The following is a 22,212-nucleotide window of genomic DNA, read 5'->3' on the forward strand; positions in this document are numbered from 1 at the left end:
GAGAGGTTTGCCGGAGCGAACTCCAAACTGCTACGAGCTCGGCACCATGCTTGCTGGGGGCGCCCAGTTCGAAATCGTAGGTCATTCCGGTTGATCATCACGCTTAGCCGCCTTCAGCCCGATCATCACCACGCTGTGGGTAATGGCAAGCGACCTGACGGACTTCGCCCGCGCCCAGAGGATAGCTTTTGCCGCCAATCACAAGCCGGCTCGGTCCATCCCAGCTCTCGGATGCAGACACGTTGACGCGGCCGCATTTGATCTCGACATCGAGCCATTGACCGCGGTGGCGAATGCGAAAGCTCAGGCCTTGCAGCTCGTGCGGTAGGCAAGGATCGAGCCGCAGCGTGTTATCGCGAATTTCCAGTCCGGTCTGCCCGCGCTGGATCAGATCAACCGTGCCGGCCATGGCACCAAGATGAATGCCCTCTGGGGTCGTACCTCCCTGAACATCGGCAATGTCACTCTCCAGCGCGTCTTTCAGCTGCATCCAGGATTCCGCTCGGTCCGATCGGGCCAGAACCCAGGAATGCACAATCCCGCTCAGCGTCGAGCCGTTGGAAGTTCGTCGTAGATAATAATCGACGGTTCGCGGGATCATCTCGCTCTCGAAGTTAAAGCCAAGACGGCTAAACAATTGTTCCAGTTCTTCGGACGAAAAGAGATAAAACAGCATCAGCACGTCGGCCTGCTTTGATGCCTTGTAGCGATTGACGGTGTCTCCCTCGGCCTCAAGGATGCGATCGAGCCGGCGAATGTCTCCGTACCTCTCTCGGTAAGCCTCCCACTCGAACTCCAGCAGCCTTTCATAACCTTCGAACTGGCTGATCACTCCTTCGTGGAACGGCACCATCAGCTTGCGGCCGATCTCATCCCAGGCGGCGAGGTCCTCCGCGCTGAGGCCGAGTGATTCGTCGAGTTCGGTCCGCCGTTCAGCATCGAGGTGGTTGCGGGCCTCCAATGCGCGACCGAGCACCCACGCTGCCATGACATTGGTGTAGGCGTTGTTGTCGAGCCCGGGTGTATCCGACCACGGATAGCGGTCGTGGAACTCGTCCGGGCCCATTACGCTGCGGATTTCGTATCGGCCGCGAATTGGGTTGAAGACTGCAATGCTCGCCCAGAACCGAGCGATCTCGAATAGCATTTCCGCGCCGTAAAACGACAGGAACTCGTGATCTCCCGTCGCCTGGTAATAACGCCAGACATTGTACGCGATGGCGGCATTGACGTGATGTTGCAGGTGCGAGTTGTCGGGCAGCCAGCGGCCGGATTTGGGGTTGAGATGGAGCGTCTGCGTCTCCTCCCGCCCGTCGCTGCCGCTCTGCCACGGGTACATAGCGCCCCGGTATCCGCTCTCGCTCGCCAGCCATCGTGCCATAGGTAGCCTGCGGTGACGGTAGCACAGCAGCGCACGCGTGATCTCGGGGATGCGCAGGTTGAAGAACGGGAAAATGAAGAGCTCGTCCCAGAAGATATGACCGCGATATGCCTCGCCATGAAGCCCGCGCGCGGGCACACCGGCGTCGAGATCGACGCTGTGCGGTGAAACGGTCTGCAACAAATGGAAGATGTGCAGCCGCAGGATCATCTGCGTGCGCTGTGCTCCCTCCATAACGATGTCGCAGCGGCGCCACAGATGCGACCAGGCGCGGGTGTGATCCTCGAGCAGCGCCGCAAAGCGGCCCGACTTGCGCAGCGTGTTCCGTGCCGCCTGCTCGGGACTCGAAATAGCCCGGTCACGCGAGGTGTGTAGCGCGACGATCTTTTCAATCGTGACGGGGCTTCCTTCCGCTACCTCGAACGAGAGCGCGTGAGCGGCATAACCGTGATCCTGCCGGAACTGGCGCTCGCTTTTTATTCTTTCGTTGTTGCTGTAAGCGTGAGTTTGGGCCGCCTCGGCGATCCGGATACGCGACTGGCTGGTCTCAGCGACGAGAAGAAGACCATCCTCACCGAATTCCTCGGCGATCAATGGGATGAGGTGCTTGCCATCGAGCTGGCGGTAGCGCGTAACGCCGCTGTTGGTCACTCGTCCGTCGAGGGCGGACAGCACTTCGATGCCCCCCGACCAGTTGTCTGGTGCAAGCGTCCATTCTATCGCGGCAAGGTGGGGCGAACCCATGTGGACGAGACGGCGGGCGGTGAGACGCGTTTCCCTCCCTTCGCGGTCGCGCACGCGCATTACGCGCCGGAGCACGCCTTGTTCCAGGTCCAGTTCCTGGCGGTAGACAAGGATCTGGGTGCTGGGCAGATTGAGCCACTCGCCACCCTCCGGCCGGAAGGTGAGCGGGAGCCAGTTCGGCAGGTTGACGAGATCCTCGTTTTCAACCGGCCGCCCGGCAATATCCGTCACCAGACGATTGTATCCGCCCGCCAGGTACGTGCCGGGATAGTGGGTTTCGTCCGCATCGCTCTCTTCCACCGCGCCACGGGTTGCGAAATAGCCGTTGCCGAGCGTGCACAGCGCCTCGCGCAAGGCTTCCTGGTCCGGGTCGAAGCCTTCATAGGCAAGGGTCCAGCTAGCCACGACGCGCCAGCCTTCGAGAGAGGGAGCCCAGAAACCGCTCGACAGCCTTGGTGCCCGACAATTTATACTGCGCTGAGGTGTGGCGGCCAGCATTCGTGACCAGGATGCCGATTCCCCGACCTGACAGTGCGGCAAACGCGTCTTCGTCCGTATCGTCGTCGCCGACATAGAGCGGCACGACGTCTTCTGCTTCGAGATCGAGCGCGGACAATAGCCAGAGAACGGCTTTGCCCTTGTCCCAGTCCAAATCCGGACGCAACTCGAAAACCTTCTTGCCGGTCGTTTGCCTCAGGCCATGGCGTTCAGCCGCCGTCTCCGCGGCGCGTTTGATTCGCGTGATTTGCCTTCGCGCCACCAGACGGTAGTGGACAGCGATGGCGAACTTCTTGCGTTCGAGCAGAACGCCTTCGATGTCGCCAATCTCGGCCTGGAGCAGTGCTTCGGCACGGTCCAGCGCCGAAAGAAAGGCGGAAGCGCCTTCATGCTCCTCATGCAAGCCATCGGGACCTGCGATGTCGAAGCCATGACTTCCAGCATAGACGAGACCGTCAAGGCCGACCAGACGAGCCACCTCCGCGCGGTCGCGCCCGCTGACGATGGCGACATGGCAATGCGAGGCAAGATCCGCGAGGATCCCCCGCATTTCGGCGGACAGGACGGCAAGTTCTGGCCGGGCGACGATCGGCGTCAGCGTGCCGTCGTAGTCGAGAAAAACGGCCGGACGCTTTCTGGAAAATAGTGCGCATATGCCGGCCGTGCAGGAGAGGGCGTCGGGCAGCAGATCGGCGGTCTGATGATACTGGATCGGAGGAATCGGGCGAAGCTCCAGTTCGGCAAGATCCTCAACCACGATATGGGCACCATTTGCTTTCATGGCAGCCGCAACGCCGGTCCGGTCGATACCGATCACGAGTCCGAAGCCGCCCGCCCTGCCGGCCGCTACACCGGCAATGGCATCTTCTATGACAACCGAGTGTTGCGGGGGCGTTTCCAGGCGCCGCGCTGCTTCGAGAAAGGTATCTGGCCGCGGCTTTCCTGCCAGCGAAAGCCGTTCGGCTTCCACGCCGTCGATCCGCACGTCGAAAATCCCTTTCAGACCGGCTGCATCGAGGACAGCCGATGCGTTCTTGCTTGAGGAGACGAGAGCGGTTTTCACGCCTTGACGGCGAAGCTCTCGGATGAAGGCAACGCTGGTTTCGAAGACTTCTACGCCGCTATCTGCCAGCTGCTCCTGGAAGAAACGATTCTTGCGGTTGCCGAGACCACAGATCGTCTCGCGATCAGGCGGATCGGCAGGATCGCCATGGGGCAGGCTGATCTTGCGCGATACGAGGAAGCTGCGCACTCCCTCGTATCGGGGCATGCCATCGATGAAGCGTCGGTAGTCCTCTTCTCCGAACGCTCGATATGGCTTGCCGCGCCGGTTTGTACGCTGGGCAAGGTATTCGTCGAACAATTGCTTCCATGCCGCTGCATGCAGCTGCGCCGTATTGGTGACCACGCCGTCAAGGTCAAAGAGGAAGGCCGCGTAACCCTCTTCATGCGGATCGGCCGGACCAGGGCTCATCGCTTTGCTGTGTCTCCGTTCTGCGGCGGTCCACCGATGACCGGCATCAGCGCTCTGCCCTACTTCGAGTGATGAAGCTTCTTTTCTCCCTGCGGGCGCACAAGAGAGGCTCCCAAGAAGAAGGACTACCATTAGACGAACGCGCTGCTGGCGCATTACACCGGTGCGCGCGCCGCTCGCTCCTGCGGTGGTCCTCCGGACGGGCAAGTTTGCGGCATGGGCCGGGGAGACGACCGACGTATCGGCGCGGCTTTTCACCTGTCGGCGGTTCTCGAAAGGACCATGGGAGCGGCCCGCGCGTAACAAATCGGCATAAGCAACGTCTGTCGCACGATGTCCGGCTCGAGATCACAGAAGACTTGCTACGCTGCCCTTGGCGGGCGGCGCTACCCGGTTGCTGTCCATCGGCCGGCATCGTGTCCAGGATAGCTGGGAGGAGCTGGCGAATGAAGACGATTGTGACATTGACTCTGAATCCCTCGATTGACGGCTCTGCCGAGGCGGACTTGGTGCGACCGGTTCACAAGATCCGAACGTCCGATGAACGCTATGACCCTGGAGGAGGCGGTATCAATGTGGCCCGGGTCATCCGGGAGCTGGGTGGCCCTGCACTTGCGATGTATCTGGCCGGCGGCGCGACCGGCAGTGTGCTCGACGACCTTCTCGAAACCGCATTGATTGCACACCGTCGTATACCGATCGAGGACCATACCCGCATCAGCCACGCAGTCTTTGAACGCTCGAGCGGCGAGGAATATCGCTTCGTCCCCGCGGGCCCGCTCGTGATGGAGTGGGAATGGCGCGCAATCCTGGAGGCCCTCGAAGATATCGATTGCGAATACCTCGTCGCCAGCGGCAGCTTGCCGCGTGCTGTTCCCGACGATTTCTATGAGACCGTAGCTGCCCTGGCGCACCGCAAGGGAATTCGACTGGTTCTCGATACGTCGGGAAGCGCGCTTCGTGCCGGGCTTGTTCGCGGCGTCCACCTGGTGAAGCCCAGCCTTGGCGAACTTGAGGCGCTGGCCGGACGCAGGCTCGCCGACGGCGCGGCACAAGAGGCGGCGGCCAGAGAGCTCATTGATGCTGGTTCGGCAGAGATGGTGGCGCTGACGCTTGGGCGCGACGGTGCGTTGCTCGTGACCGCTCAAGCCGCGATACGCCAGCCGGCGCTCGATGTGGTCGCAAAGAGCGCGGTCGGCGCTGGCGACAGCTTCGTCGCGGCGATGACACTCGCTTTGGCGCAGGGCCGTGATGAGCAAGATGCTTTCGCCTACGGCATGGCGGCAGGCGCTGCCGCCGTGTTGTCGCCTGGCACTGGCCTGTGTCGCCGCGAAGATGTCGAGCGGCTATATGGTGAACTGACCAGGCAAATCGCGCCTCGGCCGTGAGCGCACCGGAAAATCGAACAACGGGAACGGACAAACCAATCATTGCCGCTCGTTTGAGCGAACCCTGATGGGTGCCCGGTCGCCTTGGATGCGCGGCGTTGACATAGCTCAATGCCGGCCGAGGCATTCGCGTGTCAGGTGCCCCAGATGGCGACCGGGCCATCGGATATGTCGGTGCCGCTTCAGTGAGAAAAGCTTCTGCAAGAAACCCCAATCGTGCTGCAAGCTTGCGCCGCTTGGTTCTCTGCCTGTTGCTGGCGCTCGGCCTGAACTTTCTTCATCTCGATGCGGCCGTGTTCGCGGCTCCGGTCGCGACATCCACGTCGCAAGTAGCCGAACTGGAAGAGCATTGCACGACCGGCGCACTTCACAAACAGTCCCCTGCAACCGCTGACCATTGCCGCTCGTCGATCTGCTGCGCGGTTCTGCCCGGTAGCAACTTGTCTCGTCGCGCCGCACCGACAGCCGGAGCATGGTCGATTGGGCCAGCGGACACTTTTGATCCTGCACTCCTCGAAAGAGAAATCCCACCGCCCCGACTGGCCGCGTAAATCCGGCTTTTCGCGGTGGGTATGCGCGGGTCCTTTGCGATCCGACCCCCCCCCCCTTTTGGTTTCCTCGGCATGGAGGCATTACTATGCCAACCTTAACACATAACGGGTCATCCCGACCCTCGTCTGCACGCGGCGAGGACGCCGTCATCCAACGACTGACCGAATGCCGCGCCGAATTCATGCGGTACTTCCAACGGCGACTGAGCCGTTCCGAGGAAGCGGAGGATGCGTTTCAGGATTTCTGCGTCAAAGTCCTTCGGGCCGCCTGGGAACCGCAGGACAACGGGAAGGTGGACGCCTGGCTCCGACGCGTCCTGCGCAATTCGCTTATTGACCATTATCGGCGGCGCGCGGCGCGGCAGCGGGGCAGGGATGCCTATGAAGCCGAGCCCCGGGAAATGGCGGATACTCCCGAAACGGACTATGATGAAAATCCATGCACTTGCGTTCAGGACGCCTTGCCGGCGCTTCGCTCGGATTACGCCGAGATCATCCGGCGCGTCGATCTCGAAGAAGAACCGCGAGAAACTATTGCGGCTGATCTCGGGCTCACGCCCAACAATATCGGAGTACGCCTGCACAGGGCGCGTCGGGCGATGAAGGATCAGATCGAAAAGCGCTGTTCCACCTGCCATTTCAGGAGCTCTGGCGACTGCGATTGCAGTCCCGTAACGCACGAGGCGCAGCGGAACAGCGAACACGATGGTCTGAAAGGAGCTGCCATCGCGGCATCCTTCTTCTGAATTGCGCGCCACCTGTTGTTCATTGTGCGAGACAGGAGAGGATTGGCGGCATGGCACGCCCTGGCTGGGCCAGGAAGGAGTGGAGTGATCTTTTGAATATCAAACGCCCACGCATCGTCAGAAGAGCAGTCAATCACATTGGGATTCGAGCCAAGATCACTTCGCCCAATGGATCAGACTGCTCCTCTGGCAAGCGCCGGTTCTCCTGATGGAGGGGTGATCCCCGGCAAGACGCGGTATCAGTGCGGGCGAAGGCGTTTTGGCAATGTCGAGGGCATTCCGGTCGTGCGGCTTGGATCGCGCGCCTGCTGTTCCTTGTGCACCGAAAGCGAGAATGCACTGCTTCTGCCACCAGCGAGCCCGAGGACGGTCCGATCGGTTGCGCCATGGCGCTGGGGCGAGACTTCGCAGCACCGATCGAATTTGCAGGTCCGCGGCTCAAGGGCCGCAGGGATGCGGCAGGTATATTCGTCGAAGCGCAGGTCCCTCAAAGGTCAGACAACGCAAGTTTTCGCTTTCGCTAAGGCGCACTTGCATCAAGCGAGGTCTGAAAAGCCTTTGTAGGCAGGCTTGGCTGTAACAACCGCTAAGCCACTGCGTCGATAATGGCTGGAGACCCACATTGACCCATGACGACCCATTGCCGGATGATGATCCCGACATCGCCGCCCGGGCAGCGGATGCTGCAGTTCGCCGCGCGCTCGTCGAAGGGCACCGGCAGATTCTAGGTTTTCTTCGCCGGCGACTGGGCAGCGGGGAGGAGGCCGAGGAGGTCCTGCAGATGTTCATGCTGCGCGCTGTCGAGCGGTCTGCTGACCTGCGCGATGTGCGCAGCGTTCGTGGCTGGCTCAGCCGTATTCTCGCCACGACAATCGTTGATCACCAGCGTCGAGCCGGCAAACGGCGTAAACGGGAGGAAATCGTGGATCCCGTCGATCTCGAGCAACTGTCGATCGAACCGGATGACGAGCTCGAAGAGGCGATCTGCAATTGTCTTTACAAGCTCTTGCCGACTCTCAAGCCGGAATATGCCGAGGTGATCTGGCGCATAGACTTGCTAGAAGAACCACGGGACCGGGTGGCGGCGAGCCTTGGTGTCAGTTTGAACAATATCACCGTCAGGCTGCATCGCGGTCGTCAGGCGCTCAAGAAGCGGCTGGAAGAAATGTGCATGACCTGTCCGGTTCATGGTTTCCTCGACTGTCGATGTGACGAGGCAGAGCGATGGCGCCGCCGCCGCGAGCAACTGGGCGGGCGCGCCGAGATATAGTGGCCGCACCGTCAAATCGACCTGGTCGGAGTTCGGGTGCCTTTCCGCTGACCTGACGGCCCGGCAGTTTAGAAGCCTTCGCTGAGGTCCTCAAGCGCAGGCAGGTTGGAGAGATGGACGACGCCAGCTTCGCGAAGCTCTATGAACCCGTCCTTTTTCAGTTGGGTGAAGGTACGGCTTACGGTTTCTACCGTGAGACCGAGATAGTCGGCGATATCGGTGCGGGTCATGGGCGGTATGACAGGATCAGCCGTTCCTCCGGACCGCGCGGCGCGGCGGGATAGCATGAGGAGGAATGTGGAGACCCGTTCGCGCGCGGTCTTGCGGCCGAGCAGCACCATATGGTCCTGTGCGGCCGCAAGTTCGTTGGATGCTATCCCGAGAAGCCGCCGCTCGATGCCCGGAAAGTCCGTCAGCATGGCAGCGAACTGCTTGCGGGGGAATCGGCAACATCGCACCCGCGTGACTGCCTCTGCACTGCAGCCGTATCTTTCCAGGAAAGAGAGCCCGAGGAAGTCACCGGCAAACAGAAAACCGGTAATCTGTTGCCGGCCATCGGGTAACAGCTTGTAGACTTTTACCGTACCGTCGGTGACATTGAAAAGGTGGTCTGCCGGGTCGCCTTCGGTCACGAAAATCTGATGCCGAGCAATGTCCTGCACGCTGGTAATCGCGGCAAGTCGGTCAAGATCGCAATCGTCGATCGCATCGCATACACTGAGGACGCGCGCGGCACATGCAGCGCAGGGTTCCGGCAAGAGCTCCTTTCCGGACGAGAGTGACTGTACTTGCTGTGCGCATGCGCTCTTCATGGACTTCCTTCGTCCACCAATTTGTAGCTTAACAATTGAGACACATCAAGGAACTCCGCGATCCCCGCATTATCAACTGCTGCGGTGATGGAGTTGTGAATGACGCACGAGATGAATTTCGGGAATCCGATCAGCGTCGCCCCGCTCCGGAGCACGCAAATCGGCCAGGCGTTTCCTCTTGTCCGAGAAGTCGCACCCATTTTGATGTTCGAGCAATGGATCCGGATTGCCAGTCCCCTGACATTGGAAGATAAATTCGACAGACGCGGAATTCTCGCAGCGACAGTCGCTTCTGGCCACCTTTATGGGCTGTGCCTGTACCGAGTCGAACCACTTAAGAGTCCCAAGCCCCTTGTAGCACATTATCTCGCCACGTTCGGCATCGGTCAGCAGGCGCCGGTCGCCCGGTCTCTGGTCGCTGCCATTGACAGCCTCGCGTTCCGACTTGGCTGCGAGATCATACAGACCAGCGTTGCCTCATCACAGCGGAGCGTTCGCGCCTGTCTCGAGGCGGCCGGTCATCGTATCCGTCAGGTGGAATTTTCCAAGTATATTGGAGACGCGGAGGATAACCAAATGCCGGCACGATACACCGATCTATCATGGCTCGAACAGTGGCACCGGGGCGACGATATTTCCTCCGCGGCAAAGCGAGGATAAGCGCGGTCCTCACTCGCCGCTCCTGACCTTTCGCTAAGGCGCCTCTGTAACAATGCCGGTGCTCGCGCGTCTCTCTCGAGGTCAGCCCGCCGGTTTTGATGGCGACCCGGCCAGGCGGTTTTTCCAGAGAGGAGGTTGGCATGAGGATGGAATGGCTGCGGCGCGTTGCACGCATGCATGCGATAGCTCTCGGTGGACGCGCGCGGCAAGGGGACGCGCGGCGTTTCCCTGCCGTACGAGTTCTTACAGCCCGGAAAGCGCGACTCGGCAATTGCGACCAGAGGCAATCCATTCTTGGTCCGCGCTCATCGCCCCGCGACTGCGACATCAGGCCTCGCATTGATCCTGTCGGAGGCACCGGATACCAGGGTCGACTCTACGAGACTGCCGCCGCCGGCAACCGTCCGTCCGCGCGATTTCCCAGGGGCCAGTGGCCGGCGCGCGGGCACTTCTCGAAAGCCGCGCTATGAGCGCGAGAGTCCGATTGCGGGCATCATGATCGGTCGGCTTCTCCACATTGGCGCACGGGCTATAGGTCTGCTCGGCCTCGCTGCGTATGAGCGATTGCGCCGCACACCGCCCGATCGCTCTTGCTTACCACGCCGCGCCCGCATTTCGCTTGAACGGCTCGGTCCGACATTCGTCAAGCTCGGGCAGACATTGAGCTTGCGCCGGGATTTGTTGTCCGAGCGGTGGCTCGATGAACTTGGTCGGCTGCAGGATAATGTCGAGCCTTTTCCAGGTGCTGAGGCGCAACAGGCGGTCGAGGAAGCCTTTGGCCAGTCGACCGAACAACTCTTTGCGACTTTCGAGGCCAAACCTTTGGCGGCCGCATCCATTGCGCAGGTCCACCGCGCCCGTCTGCACAATGGGCGCGAGGTCATCGTCAAGATTCGCCGGCCCGCAATCCGCACCCGCATCGACCGCGACATGCGTGCGCTGGTCGCTACCACGCGGTTGCTTTTGATCATTGCCCCCCGACTTGAGCGCCTTCAACCGCTCCGTCTCGTCGACGAAATATGGGCTAATCTGCGCAAGGAAACCGATTTTCGGCAAGAGGCGCGCAACATTCGCCGTTTCAACGAGGCTTTTCGCGACTGGCCATCGCTCTCTATTCCCAATGTCGTCGACGACCTTCAAACCGAGACCGTTCTGGTCCAGGAAATGAGCGGTGGGGCCGGGATTGCCGATCCTTCGGTCGATGGCCCTCGCCTGGCGGAAGTACTCGTCGATGCCTATCTGCACCAATTCTTCGTCATCGGGCTTTTCCACGGCGATCCTCACCCTGGCAATTTGTTCGTCATGCCTGATGGAAGACTGTGCTTCCACGACTTTGGCCTGACAGGATATCTCGATAACCGTACACGCCGCGCGCTCGCATTCTTCCTCCAGGCCTTCGTCAATGGCGACCCGCTGTGGCTGCTCGATTCAGCGATCGACCTGGGGCTGCTCCACGAGGTCGATGACCGACCCCCATTTATCAGCGGGATCGACGAAATATTCGCCGACTATGCGTCACTGCCATTGAAAGACTGGTCGCTTGCCGAGGCGGTCCTGCGGGTTGCGCATCTGGGTCCTGACGACAAGGTTATGTTGCCGCAAAACCTCGTGGTTCTGATGCGGACCCTATTCCTCATCGAGAGCGCTCTGCGTACGCTCGATCCGGACCTCAAAATCCTCGATACGCTGCTGGCGCGCGGTCGCGACGTGATGAAACGCCTCCTGAGTGATGAGACGGGCAATGGTGGCCGCGCTCGTTTGAAGGCAGAAGCCGCGCTGGCAGCCCATGACTTGCCCGGCGTGCTTGCGGCCTTTCTCCGGCGCCTGCAGAGCGATGGCTTCCACCCCGCCATAATTGTCCGGCACGAGGGACTGGAAACCATCGAAGCTCACCTCGACAGGACCGGCAACCGGCTCGCCTTGGCGCTCGTGACCCTGGGCCTCTACATCGCGGCGTCCCTTTTGATGCTGCACAGCGCCGGGCCACGGGTGCTGGGCAACGTCCCGCTGCTCGCGCTCCTCGGCTATTTATTGGCGTTGGGGTTATCATTCCGACTGGTCGGGGCGGTCGGGCGGTCAGGCCGGCTATAGAAGGATTGACCGATGGACAGCCAGCGAGAATCAATCAACCTGAGGAGAATGACGTGAATGGAAATCGAAAGATCCGCGTAGCCGTCAACGGTTATGGTGTCATCGGCAAACGGGTGGCCGACGCGGTTGCCCGGCAGGACGATATGGAACTCGCAGGGGTTTCCGACATCAACGCCGACTGGCGCTCACGCATGGTGACGCAAAAGGGCTATCGGCTATTTGGTGCGGCGAAAGAACAGGCCGACCTCATGCGTGAAGCCGGACTCGATGTGAGCGGAACGCTTGAGGATCTGCTCGCAGCAGCCGACCTGGTCGTCGATTGCACGCCGAAGCACGTAGCGGCCAAGAATGTCGAAATCTACCGGCAGGTGGGTATCAAATTCATCGTTCAGGGCGGCGAGAAGCATACGGTCACCGGGCATTCGTTCGTGGCCGAGTCGAGTTACGTGGGCGCGCTCGATCGGGAGAGCACCCGCGTTGTTTCCTGCAACACGACCTCGATTGTCCGGACGTTGAGCGCGCTGAAAAATGCCGGCCTGCTCCGCCGGGCCCGGGGTACGTTGCTGCGCCGCGCCACCGACCCGTGGGAGAGTCATCTCGGCGGAATCATGAATACGTTGGTTCCCGAACCCGAAATTCCTAGCCATCAGGGGCCTGATGCAAAGAGTGTCGATTCCGAGCTCGATGTCGTCACTATGGCGGTAAAGGTACCCGAAACCCTGGCGCACCTGCACTACTGGGCGGTGCAACTGACCCGCCCGGCGGAAAAGGAAGAGGTCCTCGAGGCCTTTCGTTCGTCAAGCCGCATCGCACTCATCCGCATGGCAGATGGACTGACGGCCATCAACACCGTGAAGGAGTTGATGGCCGATCTCGGCCGGCCTCACGACAACCTCTACGAAGTAGCCCTGTGGTCGGACATGCTGAAGGTGGAAGGGGATGAACTCTTCTACGGTTACATGGTCGATAACCAGGCGATCGTCATTCCTGAAACGATCGACGCAATAAGGGCTCTGGTCGGGCAAATTCGTGATCCGAATGAATCCATTGCCAGGACCAATACCGCGCTCGGCATCGGTACCATCGCCAAAGCTCTGGGACATCAATGATGAAGATGAAACACATTATGACACCCTCGGTCGTTTCGGTTACGCCTGAGACACCGATCCCGGAGGTTGCCCGGCTCCTTCTTGAGCGGCATATCAGTGCCGTGCCGGTGATCGATGCCAGCGGCGAGCTCAGGGGTATTGTTAGCGAAGGGGACCTGCTGCGCAGGACCGAGGACGGTAGCCATCCGCACGGTTCCTGGTGGTTGAGACATTTCTCCAAAAAGGGGGCAAGCGCGGCGGATTATGTGAAGGCACGCGGGCGCTCCGCCGCAGACGTGATGACGCCCGAAGTAGTTACCGTCACGGAGGATTCCCTGAGCAGCGAAGTGGCACACCTGCTCGAAACCCAAAGGATCAAGCGTGTTCCGGTCATGCGCGAGGACAAAGTAGTCGGCATTGTCAGTCGCGCCGATCTTATACGCGGTCTGGCCGCGGGCAAAGACATGGCGTCTCCCCCCGTGTCAGTCGCAGACGAGACAATCCGCGAACAGCTTCTCAAGGAACTCGAGCAAGCGGATTGGGCCCCGTCCTACGGTATCAGCGTGATTGTCGCAGACGGGATCGTGCGTATCTGGGGCCTTGTGGATTCGCAGGATCAAGTGGACGCGCTCCGGGTCGCAGCCGAGAATGTCCCGGGCGTAAAGGGTCTGGAACTGAACGTCGAATCAATGCCTCCCTATGCCTGGGGGGCTTATGGCTGGGTCGCCTGAAGCCTCTGCCTGAACACTACGCGGGCAAGGGCAAAAATGGTGGATCGCTCCATTGGGGCAGCGGTTCATGCCGGATGCCCTTAACGCGCACCATCGCAGGGGGTTGATCAGGGATATCTGAGCCCGGTGCCGACACTAGCGTTATGCCGTGATGCTAGGTCCCGGAGCATGACCGAAGCGAGCAAAAGTTTGATGTTCCGACGGCGGTGTTCGCCGGCCCGAATCCATCCGGGCGCCGATCAGGGGCGCGGTAAGGGCCCGTAGCGGACTTGGCTGCTGGCTCTGTGCACTGGAGAAGGTCTGAACTTTACCGTTCCCCAACCAGATTACGCGGCTCGCCGCGCCCGAACGCCTCGATATTCTCCACGGTGGTTTCGATGATCCGCCGAACGGCGCTTTGCGTATTATAGGCATTATGGGGCGTCACAATCACGTTCGGGAACCGCAGCAAGACGTGATTGGCGACGAGCGCCTTGAGGTCGTAGCCATCGCTCGACGCTCCCCGAAAAATCTGCGCCTCCTCGCGCACGAGAGGCTCCTGTGGCAATACGTCAAGTCCCGCCGCCCGAACCTTGCCGTCCGCCAGAGCTCGTACCAGCGCAGGCACATCGACAACGTTGCCCCGCGCAGTGTTGATCAGGAGTGCGCCGGACTTCATCAGGTCGAATTCACGGTCGGAAAGTAGACTCGCGGTTCCCGGCGTTGCCGGTACGTGGAGCGTGATTACATCCGCATCTGCGAGAACTTCATCTAAATCGGCATAGCGAAACCCGAATTGTGTTGCCGCGTCTTCATCCGGATAGAGATCGTAGGCCACAACATCCATGCCGAATCCGCCAGCGATCTCGATCGCGCGGCGGCCTATTCGTCCGGTTCCGATGACGCCGAGCGTCTTGCCGCGCAGTTCGAAACCGCGCAGCCCGGCTTGCGAGAAGTCACCGCGGCGTGTGCGCTCCACCGCCTCGACCAGATTGCGGGCGACGGCCAGGAGCAGGGCGAAGGCATGCTCCGCCACGGTCGAATCGCCATAATCGGGTACGTTCGCCACCGCGACGCCGTGCGCCTTGCACCAGTCCAAATCGACATGATCGTATCCGGTAGACCGGGTTGCGATCAGCTTTAGACGCGGGAACTGAACCAGCACGTCGGCACCGAGCTGCGAGTTCACGAAGGTGCTTACAATTTCTGCGGAAGCGTAGGGCGCGGCCGTTTGTGGGTCGAGGCGCTCGCGGGTGCATTCGACCTCATGCTCGGGTTCAAGCCTCAGACAGGCCTGGTGTTCCCACTCTTCCGTCTCGAACACGACGACCTTCATCGAGAAGTGTCCGGCTCGGAGGTTGTTCGCGCCGGCGCGGCCTTCAGACTCTGCTCGACTTGGGCAACGTTGCGAAGCGTAGAGACGAAGCTGTCCGGGTTGAGCGAGATCGAATTGATGCCTTCTTCAACCAGAAACGCGGCGTATTCGGGATAGTTGCTGGGGGCCTGGCCGCAGATCCCGATCTTGATGCCGGCGGCGTGCGCCTGGACGATCGCTGCGCGAATCGCACGCTTTACCGCTTCATTGCGCTCATCGAACAGGGGGGCGAGATCGCCCGAATCCCGATCGACCCCGAGCACGAGCTGCGTGAGGTCGTTGGAACCAATCGAAAAGCCGTCGAAGCGCTGCGCGAACTCTTCGGCAAGGAAGACGTTGGCGGGAATCTCGCACATCATGTAGACCTCGAGGCCGTCCCGGCCGCGCTCGAGTCCGTTCTCTTTCATCACGGCAAGCACGCGATCAGCCTCCTCGAGCGTGCGGCAGAATGGCACCATGACGATCACGTTCTCCAGACCGATCCTTTCGCGCACCGTCTTCAGCCACGGCATTCCAGTGCAAAACCCTCGCGATAGCGCGCGTCGTAGTAGCGCGAAGCACCGCGCCATCCGAGCATCGGATTCTCCTCTTCCGGTTCGAAAACGCTGCCGCCGAGGAGGTGGGCATATTCATTGGATTTGAAGTCGCTCAAGCGAACGATCACGGGGTGCGGGTGGTAGGGCGCTGCGAGCTTGGCAATTCCCAGCGCGAGCGTCTCGACGAAGAAGTCCACTGGGTCATCGTAGCCGCGCGTGCGCTGGCGGATCTCTCGCCGCGCCGCTGGATCGGTCACGTGGTCGGGATGGATCAGCGCCATCGGATGGATCTTGATCAGATTGTTGATGATGAACTCCATCCGCGCAAGGCCAACTCCGCGCGCAGGCAGGCGCCACCAGCGGAATGCTGCGGCAGGGCTGGCGATATTCACCATCATCGCGGTTCGGGTTTCGGGCAGGTCGGAAACATCCACCTGCGATGACTCGAATTCCAGGATGCCTTCGTAGACCACGCCCCGATCACCTTCCGCGCAGGAAAGCGTGATTTCCTGCCCGTCAAGCAGCAGTTCGGTGCCGCGGCCCGTGCCGACGATGGCGGGCACTCCCAGTTCGCGGCTGACGATGGCGGCGTGGCTGGTCGTGCCGCCATGATCGGTGATGATTCCGGCGGCCTTCTTCATGATCGGGACCCAGTCGGGGTCCGTCATGCCGGTCACGAGGATGGCTCCGTCGCGGAAGGTGTCGATGTCGGCGGCGCTGCGAATGGCGCAGACTTGACCTGAGGCAATCGCTTCACCGATCGCCGAGCCGGTGATGATCGGCTTTCCCTTCGTCTTCAGGCGGTAGCTCTTGATTTGGCCGGTTTGCCGGGACGACTGCACCGTCTCGGGCCGCGCCTGAACCATGTAGAGTTCGCCGGTCTCTCCGTCCTTGGCCCATTCCATGTCCATCGGCCGGCCGTAGTGTTCCTCGATCGTCGCGGCCCATCGGCCGAGCTCCAGAATTTCCGCTTCGCTGAGAACGAAGGCCTGGCGCTCCTTCTGGGTGGTTGCAACTGTCGTGGTGCGCTCGCTCCCGCCGGTCGCGTAGATCATCTTGGTCTCTTTGGCGCCGAGCGTCTTCTCGATGATCGGGGTGTAGCGCCGGTCGTCGAGCAAGGGCTTGAAGACGAGATATTTGTCGGGATCGACCGCGCCCTGCACGACGGTTTCGCCAAGACCCCATGCGGCGCTGATCACGGCGACGCCGGGAAATCCGGTTTCCGTATCGATCGAAAACATGACTCCCGAGCCTGCCAGGTCGGAGCGTACCATCCGCTGGACGCCGATCGACAGCGCGACTTCCAGATGATCGAACCCCTGGGTTTCACGGTAGCTGATCGCCCGGTCGGTAAACAGCGAGGCGTAGCACCGCCGGCAGGCGTCGAGCAGCGCGCGCTCACCGCGCACATTGAGAAAGGTTTCCTGCTGACCGGCGAAGCTCGCCTGGGGCAAGTCTTCAGCAGTTGCGCTAGAGCGCACAGCAACACTGATCTCGTCCTGGCCGCTGCGGCGGGAAAGCTCGCGATATGCGTCCCGGATTTCTGTGGCGATCGCCTCCGGGAATTCTCCGTCGAGAAAATGCCGGCGGATTGTTTCACCCGTTTCATGCAACGAGGCCTTTTCACTCTTCAATGCCGCAATGCTGGCGCGTAGCTCCGGCTCGATTTCGTTGGCAGCCACATATTCGCGAAAGGCCGCGGCGGTCGTCGCGAAGCCGCCCGGCACACGCACGCCCTTCTCCTTGAGTGTGCGTACCATCTCACCAAGCGAGGCGTTCTTGCCGCCGACGATGGGAACGTCGCCCACGTTCAGGGACTCAAACCAGGCTATGCGTTTTTCCGTCATCGCTGCGCTCCTTGTGCACTCACGGCTGATATAAATCCTATTGCCGACTACCTGCCGCGAAGCGATTTCCGACAGCGAACCAGGGACCGCTCTTGCTGCCGCGCCGGCCAAGGACAGACTATCAGTATGTCCCGGAAGGGACGCAGGGCAGCACCCGATCTTACAGTACCGCGTGGTGCGGGTCCCCCGGGAAACCGGCAAGCGGATTTCCATGTTGCTGCCAGACTCGTCATTTCAGACGCGGAGATCGGCGAGCTTGCACGCGATTGGAGAGGGCGTTCTGGTAAGGATCGGCCCGCTGCGACGTCTCTTTGATGACGCGCCAATGCGCGTGCCTGCTGCAGATACGAGCAGTGACGAGAGACGTGACGAAGACGGTGTCGCAATTCGGACGCGGGTCGATCGGCGGACGACTTTCGGAATGTGCTGGGGCCGTGCCGCTGCCGTCGGTTGAAACATCGCAGGACAAAGCGTGAGTTGGCCGAGGCCGCGGTCATTGAATTTGTTTGCTGGAATAGGAAACTTCGAATGAAGCGAACCATTGCTGCTCTGTCGGCGCACGAGATTCTTGACTCGCGCGGTTGGCCCACGGTCAAGGTGACAGTCCGTCTGGAGGGCGGTATCACCGCAAGCGCGTCGGTGCCCTCGGGAGCATCGACTGGCCAGTTCGAGGCCCACGAACTTCGCGACGGCGATGCGGCGCGGTATGCCGGTCGCGGGGTCCTGAAGGCGGTCGCAAATGTTGAACGCGAAATCGCGGGCGCCCTCATCGGTCTGGATGTTGTCCTGCAGCCGGAAATTGATCGGTTGATGTGTGAACTCGACGGAACCGAGAACAAGGCGCGGCTCGGCGCAAACGCCGTTCTCGGTGTTTCGCTGGTGGTCGCTCGGGCCGCTGCTCAGGCGATGGAATTACCGCTCTACCAGTATCTCGGGGGTTCCACCGCCCGGCGTCTCCCGGTCCCCATGATGAACATTATCAATGGCGGCAAGCATGCCGCCAATGGGCTCCAGATGCAGGAGTTCATGATCGTACCGCATGGTGCCCCGACATACGGCGAAGCGCTGCGCTATGGTTCGGAAACCTATCATGTCCTGAGGGGGCTTCTGGAAGAGAAAGGCCTGGGTGTGGGGGTTGGTGATGAAGGCGGGTTCGCGCCCCATCTGAAAGACGAGCGTCAAGCGCTCGAGCTGATCGTCCGCGCAATTGAGGTGGCAGGCTATGAACCAGGCCGTCAAATTGCCATCGCGCTGGATCCCGCAGCGACCTCCTTCGTCGAGGACGGCGGTTATGTTCTGCCCGGGCTTGGCGGAGCGCATATGACCAGTGACGAACTTCTGGCCGTCTACACTGACTGGATTGCCGCATTTCCGATCGTGTCGATCGAGGATGGTTTCGGCGAACAGGACTGGCCCGCCTTTGTAAAGCAGACCCTGGCGATGGGAGACCGCATCCAGATCGTCGGCGATGACCTGTATGTCACCAATTCGCGCTTCATCCAGCGGGGCATTGATGACAAAGCCACGAACGCTGTTTTGATCAAGCCCAACCAGATCGGCACGGTGACCGAAACGGTGGCGGCGATCGAACTGTGTCGGCGAGCTGGACTGCGCTACAAATTCTCCCATCGCTCCGGCGAGACAGAAGACGACTTCATCGCAGATTTTGCCGTCGCGATGACCGGTGGTCAGTTCAAGGGCGGAGCGCCGTGTCGAGGTGAACGTCTCGCCAAGTACAATCGCTTGCTGGAAATCGAACACCAACTCGGCGGCGAAGCCATCTTCTCATCGCCATTTGTCGCATGAGCGCCGCCAGGCGACTGCATCGCCATTGCTGCGCCCTGATGATGCCCGCGAAGCTCGATCGCCTTGGGGCGAGGACTCAGATGCTTGACGATGCGCTTGATCGTGCCGTCCTTTGCGCTGCATCGCGCCCTTCCAGAATGATCAGCAGCTTGCGACCACCGGCGATCACCTGGCGTTGCAACGCGCTGGGCCCGATCTCAAGCGCATGGAGCTTCTCGGCGTAGCCGGGCGCAGATCTGTCCTGCTTGTTCTTGCTCATATCGATCTGACAATCTCTACTAGGGCTTCGTCCTGGGCCGTTTTAGAATGGGCGGCGCGGTCGGCTTTTGGGCAGATTTGGATCACCTGACCGCGAGCGCGACAGCTTGGGAATAAAACCCGGGACGCGCGCCATGTAGGCTCGATAATCCTGGCCGAAAGCGGCGAGCGCCTCGCGCTCCTCGCTCCGGGCGAGACGCACATACATGACAACCAGGACCGGGAACATCGCCAGCGTCAGGACAGTCGGCCATTGGAACAGGAAGCCGAGCATGACGAGGATGAAGCCGTCATATTGCGGATGCCGGACGTAGGAATAGATACCTTCAGTTGCGAGCTTCTCTTGCTTCTGGGCCCGGTAAAGCCGTGCCCAGCCGCTCGATATCATCCAGAAGCCACCGCCGATCAGGATGAAGCTCAGGATATGAAAGGGGCCGAAGTGAGGGTTGGCTTGCCATCCGAACAACTCCTCGAGCAGATGGCCGGCGTCATGCGAGAACCAGTCCACCTGCGGATAGTTGCTCTGGAGCCAGCCCGAGAGCAGGTAGATGGTCAGCGGGAAGCCGTACATCTCCGCAAAAAGTGCGACGAGAAAAGCACTGAAAGCGCTGAATGATCGCCAATCGCGCTTGGTTTGCGGTTTGAAGAAGCTGAACGCGAAGAAAATGAAGATCGCGGAGTTGAGGATCACCAGACCCCAAAGTCCATAGGCGGCGGATGCGTCGCTATGCATGACAGGTTTCTCCGGAGCTATCGGCGACGGGCGCTGGAATCGGCGACCTTGTGTCCGCTGTGGCGATCGCGGACCGGACTCGCGCCGTTGTTGCTGGTGCGCTGATCATCATCATCACCGCCTTGGCCGCCATGACCTCCGTGTCCACCGTGTCCACCGTGCATAAACATGTGGAGCAGCGGGCAGGCCAGCAAGAGCAAGGCCCAAGGAAGTATGCTGAGCGCGTGAACCCTATGCTCGGCAAGCAGGAAATACCCCGCTATCGCTGCAAAACCGAGGAAGACGATCGGCATCCGCCATCCCCGTCTGTCGGACGCGTGCTTGTGACCTTGCCTCATATCTTGCTCCCACTTTCGGCCTAAGGACGGTCGCCATCAAAGAAAGGAGGCCGCACTCAGCATCATGGACGCGCGGCGGCTCCCCAAATTACAGTCGCTCGGCAGAACAGCACTTGACCCTCATCGAGCACCGTGATGGGGGACCGCTAAAAGTTACCACGAGCACGCTCCATTTTGGCTTGAGAAGCTGCGTGTCAGGAGGCGATCAAGGTCTTCGCCAAACTGGGAGTATGACCCGGCAGATGACGTCCGTTCATCAGACCTGGTGCGCTCGGTCCTCTTTTGGCGCAAGAAAGAGAAGCTATGATTCGTCTGGTCATCATGGGCGCGGCCCTCATCTTTGCATCGAATGCGGCACATGCTCGGCAAACCGGAGCGCCAAATGAGGCTATCATGGGTGTTTGGGCTAACCCGTCCGGAAGTGTTCGTGTCCGAATCGAGGAATGCGGCACGAAGCTTTGCGGCGTCGTTGTTTATGCAAACGAGAAAGCGAAGGCCGACGCAGCGAAAGCCGGAACCGACGTGCTCATAGGCATCAATCTTTTTCGCGAGTTCTATCGGTACGGCCGGAACAAATGGCGCGGGAAAGTTCTGGTTCCCGATCTCGACAGAACGGTCGGCGGGGAATTGAAACCGATCAGTGCCGACACCCTCCAGGTTCATGGATGTATGTTTGGGCATGTGGGGTGCAAGAACCAGAAATGGACGCGGGTTTCAAACTGATGTGTGTTGCCGGGAGCGTTGCAACCGCAGAAAGCACGTTGAACACGATCGTCCCTTTGACCTCTGCCGTTTGCATTGCGGAGTAGGAAAGTGAAGAGGCAGGCTGATTCCCTGCGTCACGACGAAGGGATCGTCGCCGCCTTCTCTCCGTGCATTGTGATTGGTGACCGATAGGTACGCCATATGACTCCTATATGGCTGATGTGTCGGTCACTTATTACTTTAGCGGGCCAATTGATCCTCAAAGCGACCATCCACGACACTGCTGCGAACCGAGACGACCACGCCAACGTTCGCCAATCGCGCTGCAGTGCTCATGGCGTCGTGCCAGATGTACTTGCCAGCTGACCTTGGCGTCCCGACGGCCGACAATTCTGCAAGGTTCGACGGGCGGAGAATGGGCAGGGGGAGGGCTCCGCCCCTCGAACGGCGCCTGCGCGCTGCTGTTTGTTGCCATTATCGCGCGCAGGAACGATCGAAATCAGGGATGCGCGCAGCAACAGCGAGGGGCATCTCCCGACAGCTTGGCTTCGGTCGGCTCTGCTCGCGGTACCTTGCCTTGCTCTCGACCGGATCGTGGGTTGTCGCGGCAGCAAACCGATTTGTGCGAGTGGCTTTCGGCTTGTTCCGAGCTGGACGGCATCTGAGAATCTCCGCTTGCAAAGTCGTTTTTGGTCAACTGCGGCGCGCTTGGGGCTGCCGCAGCGACTGTCCTTGTTGTTTTTGACGTTCTTCAATCCGCGATTCTTACACTTGGAATCTGATCTCTTGGCCTGCGTGGTCTCAAGAGGCCTGCCATGGTCGAATCGAGCATGTCGGTCGTCCCCGACCTTCCGGTGCTGAGCCCGAACGCCTGACATGCATCATTGCTTGGTCCGGATCGTGTCACGGCGGGCAACTGCGCACGGGCCCGGGAGATCACCGGCATTCTCCCCATACGCCGATTTGGCCTGGGTAAAGGCGATTGGAGGTCTGGGAACCTTCCTTCATTCCATGGCTCTGTAAGATTTCAATTTCGGCGCGTCTTTGTTGGCGTAGTTGCCTCCTATTGGGGCAAACAGCACATGACAGTGTCCAAGTGATCAGAGAACGAGATGCAGTCCTGCCCCTTGCCCGGACTTAAAAAGAGGAAGATGCCTTCACTATGAGATACAGATCGTTCTGGCGCCAAGCGCTTGCTGCG

General features: G+C 60.5%; 16 protein-coding genes and 1 pseudogene. 9 read left to right on the forward strand and 8 right to left on the reverse strand.

Annotated features, from left to right (window positions below; genetic code table 11):
- Positions 1 to 103: 103 nt before the first annotated feature.
- Entirely contained in the window at positions 104 to 2,530 is a 2,427-nt protein-coding gene (locus tag F7D01_RS12575; RefSeq protein ID WP_215227861.1) for a glycoside hydrolase family 65 protein, read from the reverse strand.
- The gene (gene otsB, locus F7D01_RS12580) at positions 2,523 to 4,097 is read right to left on the reverse strand and encodes a trehalose-phosphatase (protein ID WP_066850932.1); all 1,575 of its coding nucleotides are present in this window, start codon (positions 4,095 to 4,097) and stop codon (positions 2,523 to 2,525) included. Before otsB ends, F7D01_RS12575 begins: the two co-directional genes overlap by 8 nt.
- A gap of 446 nt (positions 4,098 to 4,543) precedes the next feature.
- Here otsB and F7D01_RS12585 point away from each other — a divergent pair, with 446 nt between their 5' ends.
- From F7D01_RS12585 to F7D01_RS12595, 3 genes are all read left to right on the forward strand, one after another.
- Complete coding sequence (locus F7D01_RS12585; RefSeq protein ID WP_066850933.1) at positions 4,544 to 5,485, forward strand: 1-phosphofructokinase family hexose kinase; 942 nt, start codon at positions 4,544 to 4,546, stop codon at positions 5,483 to 5,485.
- 733 nt (positions 5,486 to 6,218) lie between these two features.
- A complete protein-coding gene (locus F7D01_RS15595) occupies positions 6,219 to 6,782 on the forward strand; it encodes a sigma-70 family RNA polymerase sigma factor (protein ID WP_066850934.1) in 564 nt (187 codons plus the stop codon).
- Positions 6,783 to 7,404: 622 nt separating this feature from the next.
- Positions 7,405 to 8,052: an RNA polymerase sigma factor gene (locus tag F7D01_RS12595; RefSeq protein WP_066850935.1), complete on the forward strand. Its 648-nt coding sequence runs from the start codon at positions 7,405 to 7,407 to the stop codon at positions 8,050 to 8,052.
- 68 nt (positions 8,053 to 8,120) lie between these two features.
- On the opposite strand, the gene F7D01_RS12600 is transcribed toward F7D01_RS12595, so the two are convergent.
- Complete coding sequence (locus tag F7D01_RS12600) at positions 8,121 to 8,864, reverse strand: Crp/Fnr family transcriptional regulator (RefSeq protein ID WP_215227862.1); 744 nt, start codon at positions 8,862 to 8,864, stop codon at positions 8,121 to 8,123.
- 99 nt (positions 8,865 to 8,963) lie between these two features.
- On the opposite strand from F7D01_RS12600, the gene F7D01_RS12605 reads away from it, so the two are divergent.
- The 4 genes from F7D01_RS12605 to F7D01_RS12620 all read left to right on the forward strand — a co-directional run bounded on the left by F7D01_RS12605 (position 8,964) and on the right by F7D01_RS12620 (position 13,434).
- Positions 8,964 to 9,524: a hypothetical protein gene (locus F7D01_RS12605; protein WP_215227863.1), complete on the forward strand. Its 561-nt coding sequence runs from the start codon at positions 8,964 to 8,966 to the stop codon at positions 9,522 to 9,524.
- Positions 9,525 to 10,019: 495 nt separating this feature from the next.
- The gene (locus tag F7D01_RS12610; protein ID WP_215227864.1) at positions 10,020 to 11,615 is read left to right on the forward strand and encodes an AarF/ABC1/UbiB kinase family protein; all 1,596 of its coding nucleotides are present in this window, start codon (positions 10,020 to 10,022) and stop codon (positions 11,613 to 11,615) included.
- A gap of 53 nt (positions 11,616 to 11,668) precedes the next feature.
- Positions 11,669 to 12,724 (forward strand): type II glyceraldehyde-3-phosphate dehydrogenase, encoded by a 1,056-nt coding sequence (locus F7D01_RS12615; RefSeq protein ID WP_215229806.1) that lies wholly within the window; start codon positions 11,669 to 11,671, stop codon positions 12,722 to 12,724.
- Positions 12,721 to 13,434 carry a CBS domain-containing protein gene (locus tag F7D01_RS12620; protein ID WP_215227865.1) on the forward strand — a complete coding sequence of 238 codons (714 nt, stop codon included), beginning with the start codon at positions 12,721 to 12,723 and terminating at the stop codon, positions 13,432 to 13,434. The genes F7D01_RS12615 and F7D01_RS12620 overlap by 4 nt, the downstream gene beginning before the upstream one ends.
- Positions 13,435 to 13,741: 307 nt before the next feature.
- On the opposite strand, the gene F7D01_RS12625 is transcribed toward F7D01_RS12620, so the two are convergent.
- Positions 13,742 to 14,749, reverse strand: a complete 1,008-nt coding sequence (locus F7D01_RS12625; RefSeq protein ID WP_215227866.1) for a hydroxyacid dehydrogenase — start codon at positions 14,747 to 14,749, stop codon at positions 13,742 to 13,744.
- Positions 14,746 to 17,171: pseudogene (ppsA, locus tag F7D01_RS12630) on the reverse strand (phosphoenolpyruvate synthase). The gene F7D01_RS12625 and the pseudogene ppsA overlap by 4 nt, the downstream one beginning before the upstream one ends.
- A 528-nt stretch (positions 17,172 to 17,699) precedes the next feature.
- Between ppsA and eno the strand changes: the two are divergent.
- Entirely contained in the window at positions 17,700 to 18,977 is a 1,278-nt protein-coding gene (gene eno, locus F7D01_RS12635) for a phosphopyruvate hydratase (RefSeq protein WP_215227867.1), read from the forward strand.
- Between the two features lie 76 nt (positions 18,978 to 19,053).
- Here the strand turns inward: eno and F7D01_RS12640 are convergent, their stop codons facing one another.
- Genes F7D01_RS12640 through F7D01_RS12650 form a run of 3 tightly spaced genes read right to left on the reverse strand, consistent with a single transcriptional unit; the run spans position 19,054 to position 20,306 of the window.
- Positions 19,054 to 19,236: a hypothetical protein gene (locus F7D01_RS12640; RefSeq protein WP_231958721.1), complete on the reverse strand. Its 183-nt coding sequence runs from the start codon at positions 19,234 to 19,236 to the stop codon at positions 19,054 to 19,056.
- A 42-nt stretch (positions 19,237 to 19,278) separates the two neighbouring features.
- Positions 19,279 to 19,968, reverse strand: coding sequence for an isoprenylcysteine carboxylmethyltransferase family protein (locus F7D01_RS12645; protein WP_119083592.1), 690 nt, complete (start codon positions 19,966 to 19,968; stop codon positions 19,279 to 19,281).
- A 17-nt stretch (positions 19,969 to 19,985) separates the two neighbouring features.
- Complete coding sequence (locus tag F7D01_RS12650; RefSeq protein WP_119083591.1) at positions 19,986 to 20,306, reverse strand: DUF2933 domain-containing protein; 321 nt, start codon at positions 20,304 to 20,306, stop codon at positions 19,986 to 19,988.
- Positions 20,307 to 20,609: 303 nt separating this feature from the next.
- On the opposite strand from F7D01_RS12650, the gene F7D01_RS12655 reads away from it, so the two are divergent.
- Positions 20,610 to 21,029: a DUF2147 domain-containing protein gene (locus F7D01_RS12655; RefSeq protein WP_215227868.1), complete on the forward strand. Its 420-nt coding sequence runs from the start codon at positions 20,610 to 20,612 to the stop codon at positions 21,027 to 21,029.
- Positions 21,030 to 22,212: the final 1,183 nt, after the last annotated feature.

The sequence above is a fragment of the Erythrobacter sp. 3-20A1M genome, from assembly GCF_018636735.1.
Classification (GTDB): Bacteria; Pseudomonadota; Alphaproteobacteria; order Sphingomonadales; family Sphingomonadaceae; genus Alteriqipengyuania.

Coding starts and splice junctions, on each gene's coding strand:
- otsB (WP_066850932.1), bottom strand. CDS start 4,097: ATGAGCCCTGGTCCGGCCGATCCGCATGAAGAGGGTTACGCGGCCTTC.
- F7D01_RS12585 (WP_066850933.1), top strand. CDS start 4,544: ATGAAGACGATTGTGACATTGACTCTGAATCCCTCGATTGACGGCTCT.
- F7D01_RS15595 (WP_066850934.1), top strand. CDS start 6,219: ATGCGGTACTTCCAACGGCGACTGAGCCGTTCCGAGGAAGCGGAGGAT.
- F7D01_RS12600 (WP_215227862.1), bottom strand. CDS start 8,864: ATGAAGAGCGCATGCGCACAGCAAGTACAGTCACTCTCGTCCGGAAAG.
- F7D01_RS12605 (WP_215227863.1), top strand. CDS start 8,964: ATGACGCACGAGATGAATTTCGGGAATCCGATCAGCGTCGCCCCGCTC.
- F7D01_RS12610 (WP_215227864.1), top strand. CDS start 10,020: ATGATCGGTCGGCTTCTCCACATTGGCGCACGGGCTATAGGTCTGCTC.
- F7D01_RS12620 (WP_215227865.1), top strand. CDS start 12,721: ATGATGAAGATGAAACACATTATGACACCCTCGGTCGTTTCGGTTACG.
- F7D01_RS12625 (WP_215227866.1), bottom strand. CDS start 14,749: ATGAAGGTCGTCGTGTTCGAGACGGAAGAGTGGGAACACCAGGCCTGT.
- eno (WP_215227867.1), top strand. CDS start 17,700: ATGAAGCGAACCATTGCTGCTCTGTCGGCGCACGAGATTCTTGACTCG.
- F7D01_RS12640 (WP_231958721.1), bottom strand. CDS start 19,236: ATGAGCAAGAACAAGCAGGACAGATCTGCGCCCGGCTACGCCGAGAAG.
- F7D01_RS12645 (WP_119083592.1), bottom strand. CDS start 19,968: ATGCATAGCGACGCATCCGCCGCCTATGGACTTTGGGGTCTGGTGATC.
- F7D01_RS12650 (WP_119083591.1), bottom strand. CDS start 20,306: ATGAGGCAAGGTCACAAGCACGCGTCCGACAGACGGGGATGGCGGATG.
- F7D01_RS12655 (WP_215227868.1), top strand. CDS start 20,610: ATGATTCGTCTGGTCATCATGGGCGCGGCCCTCATCTTTGCATCGAAT.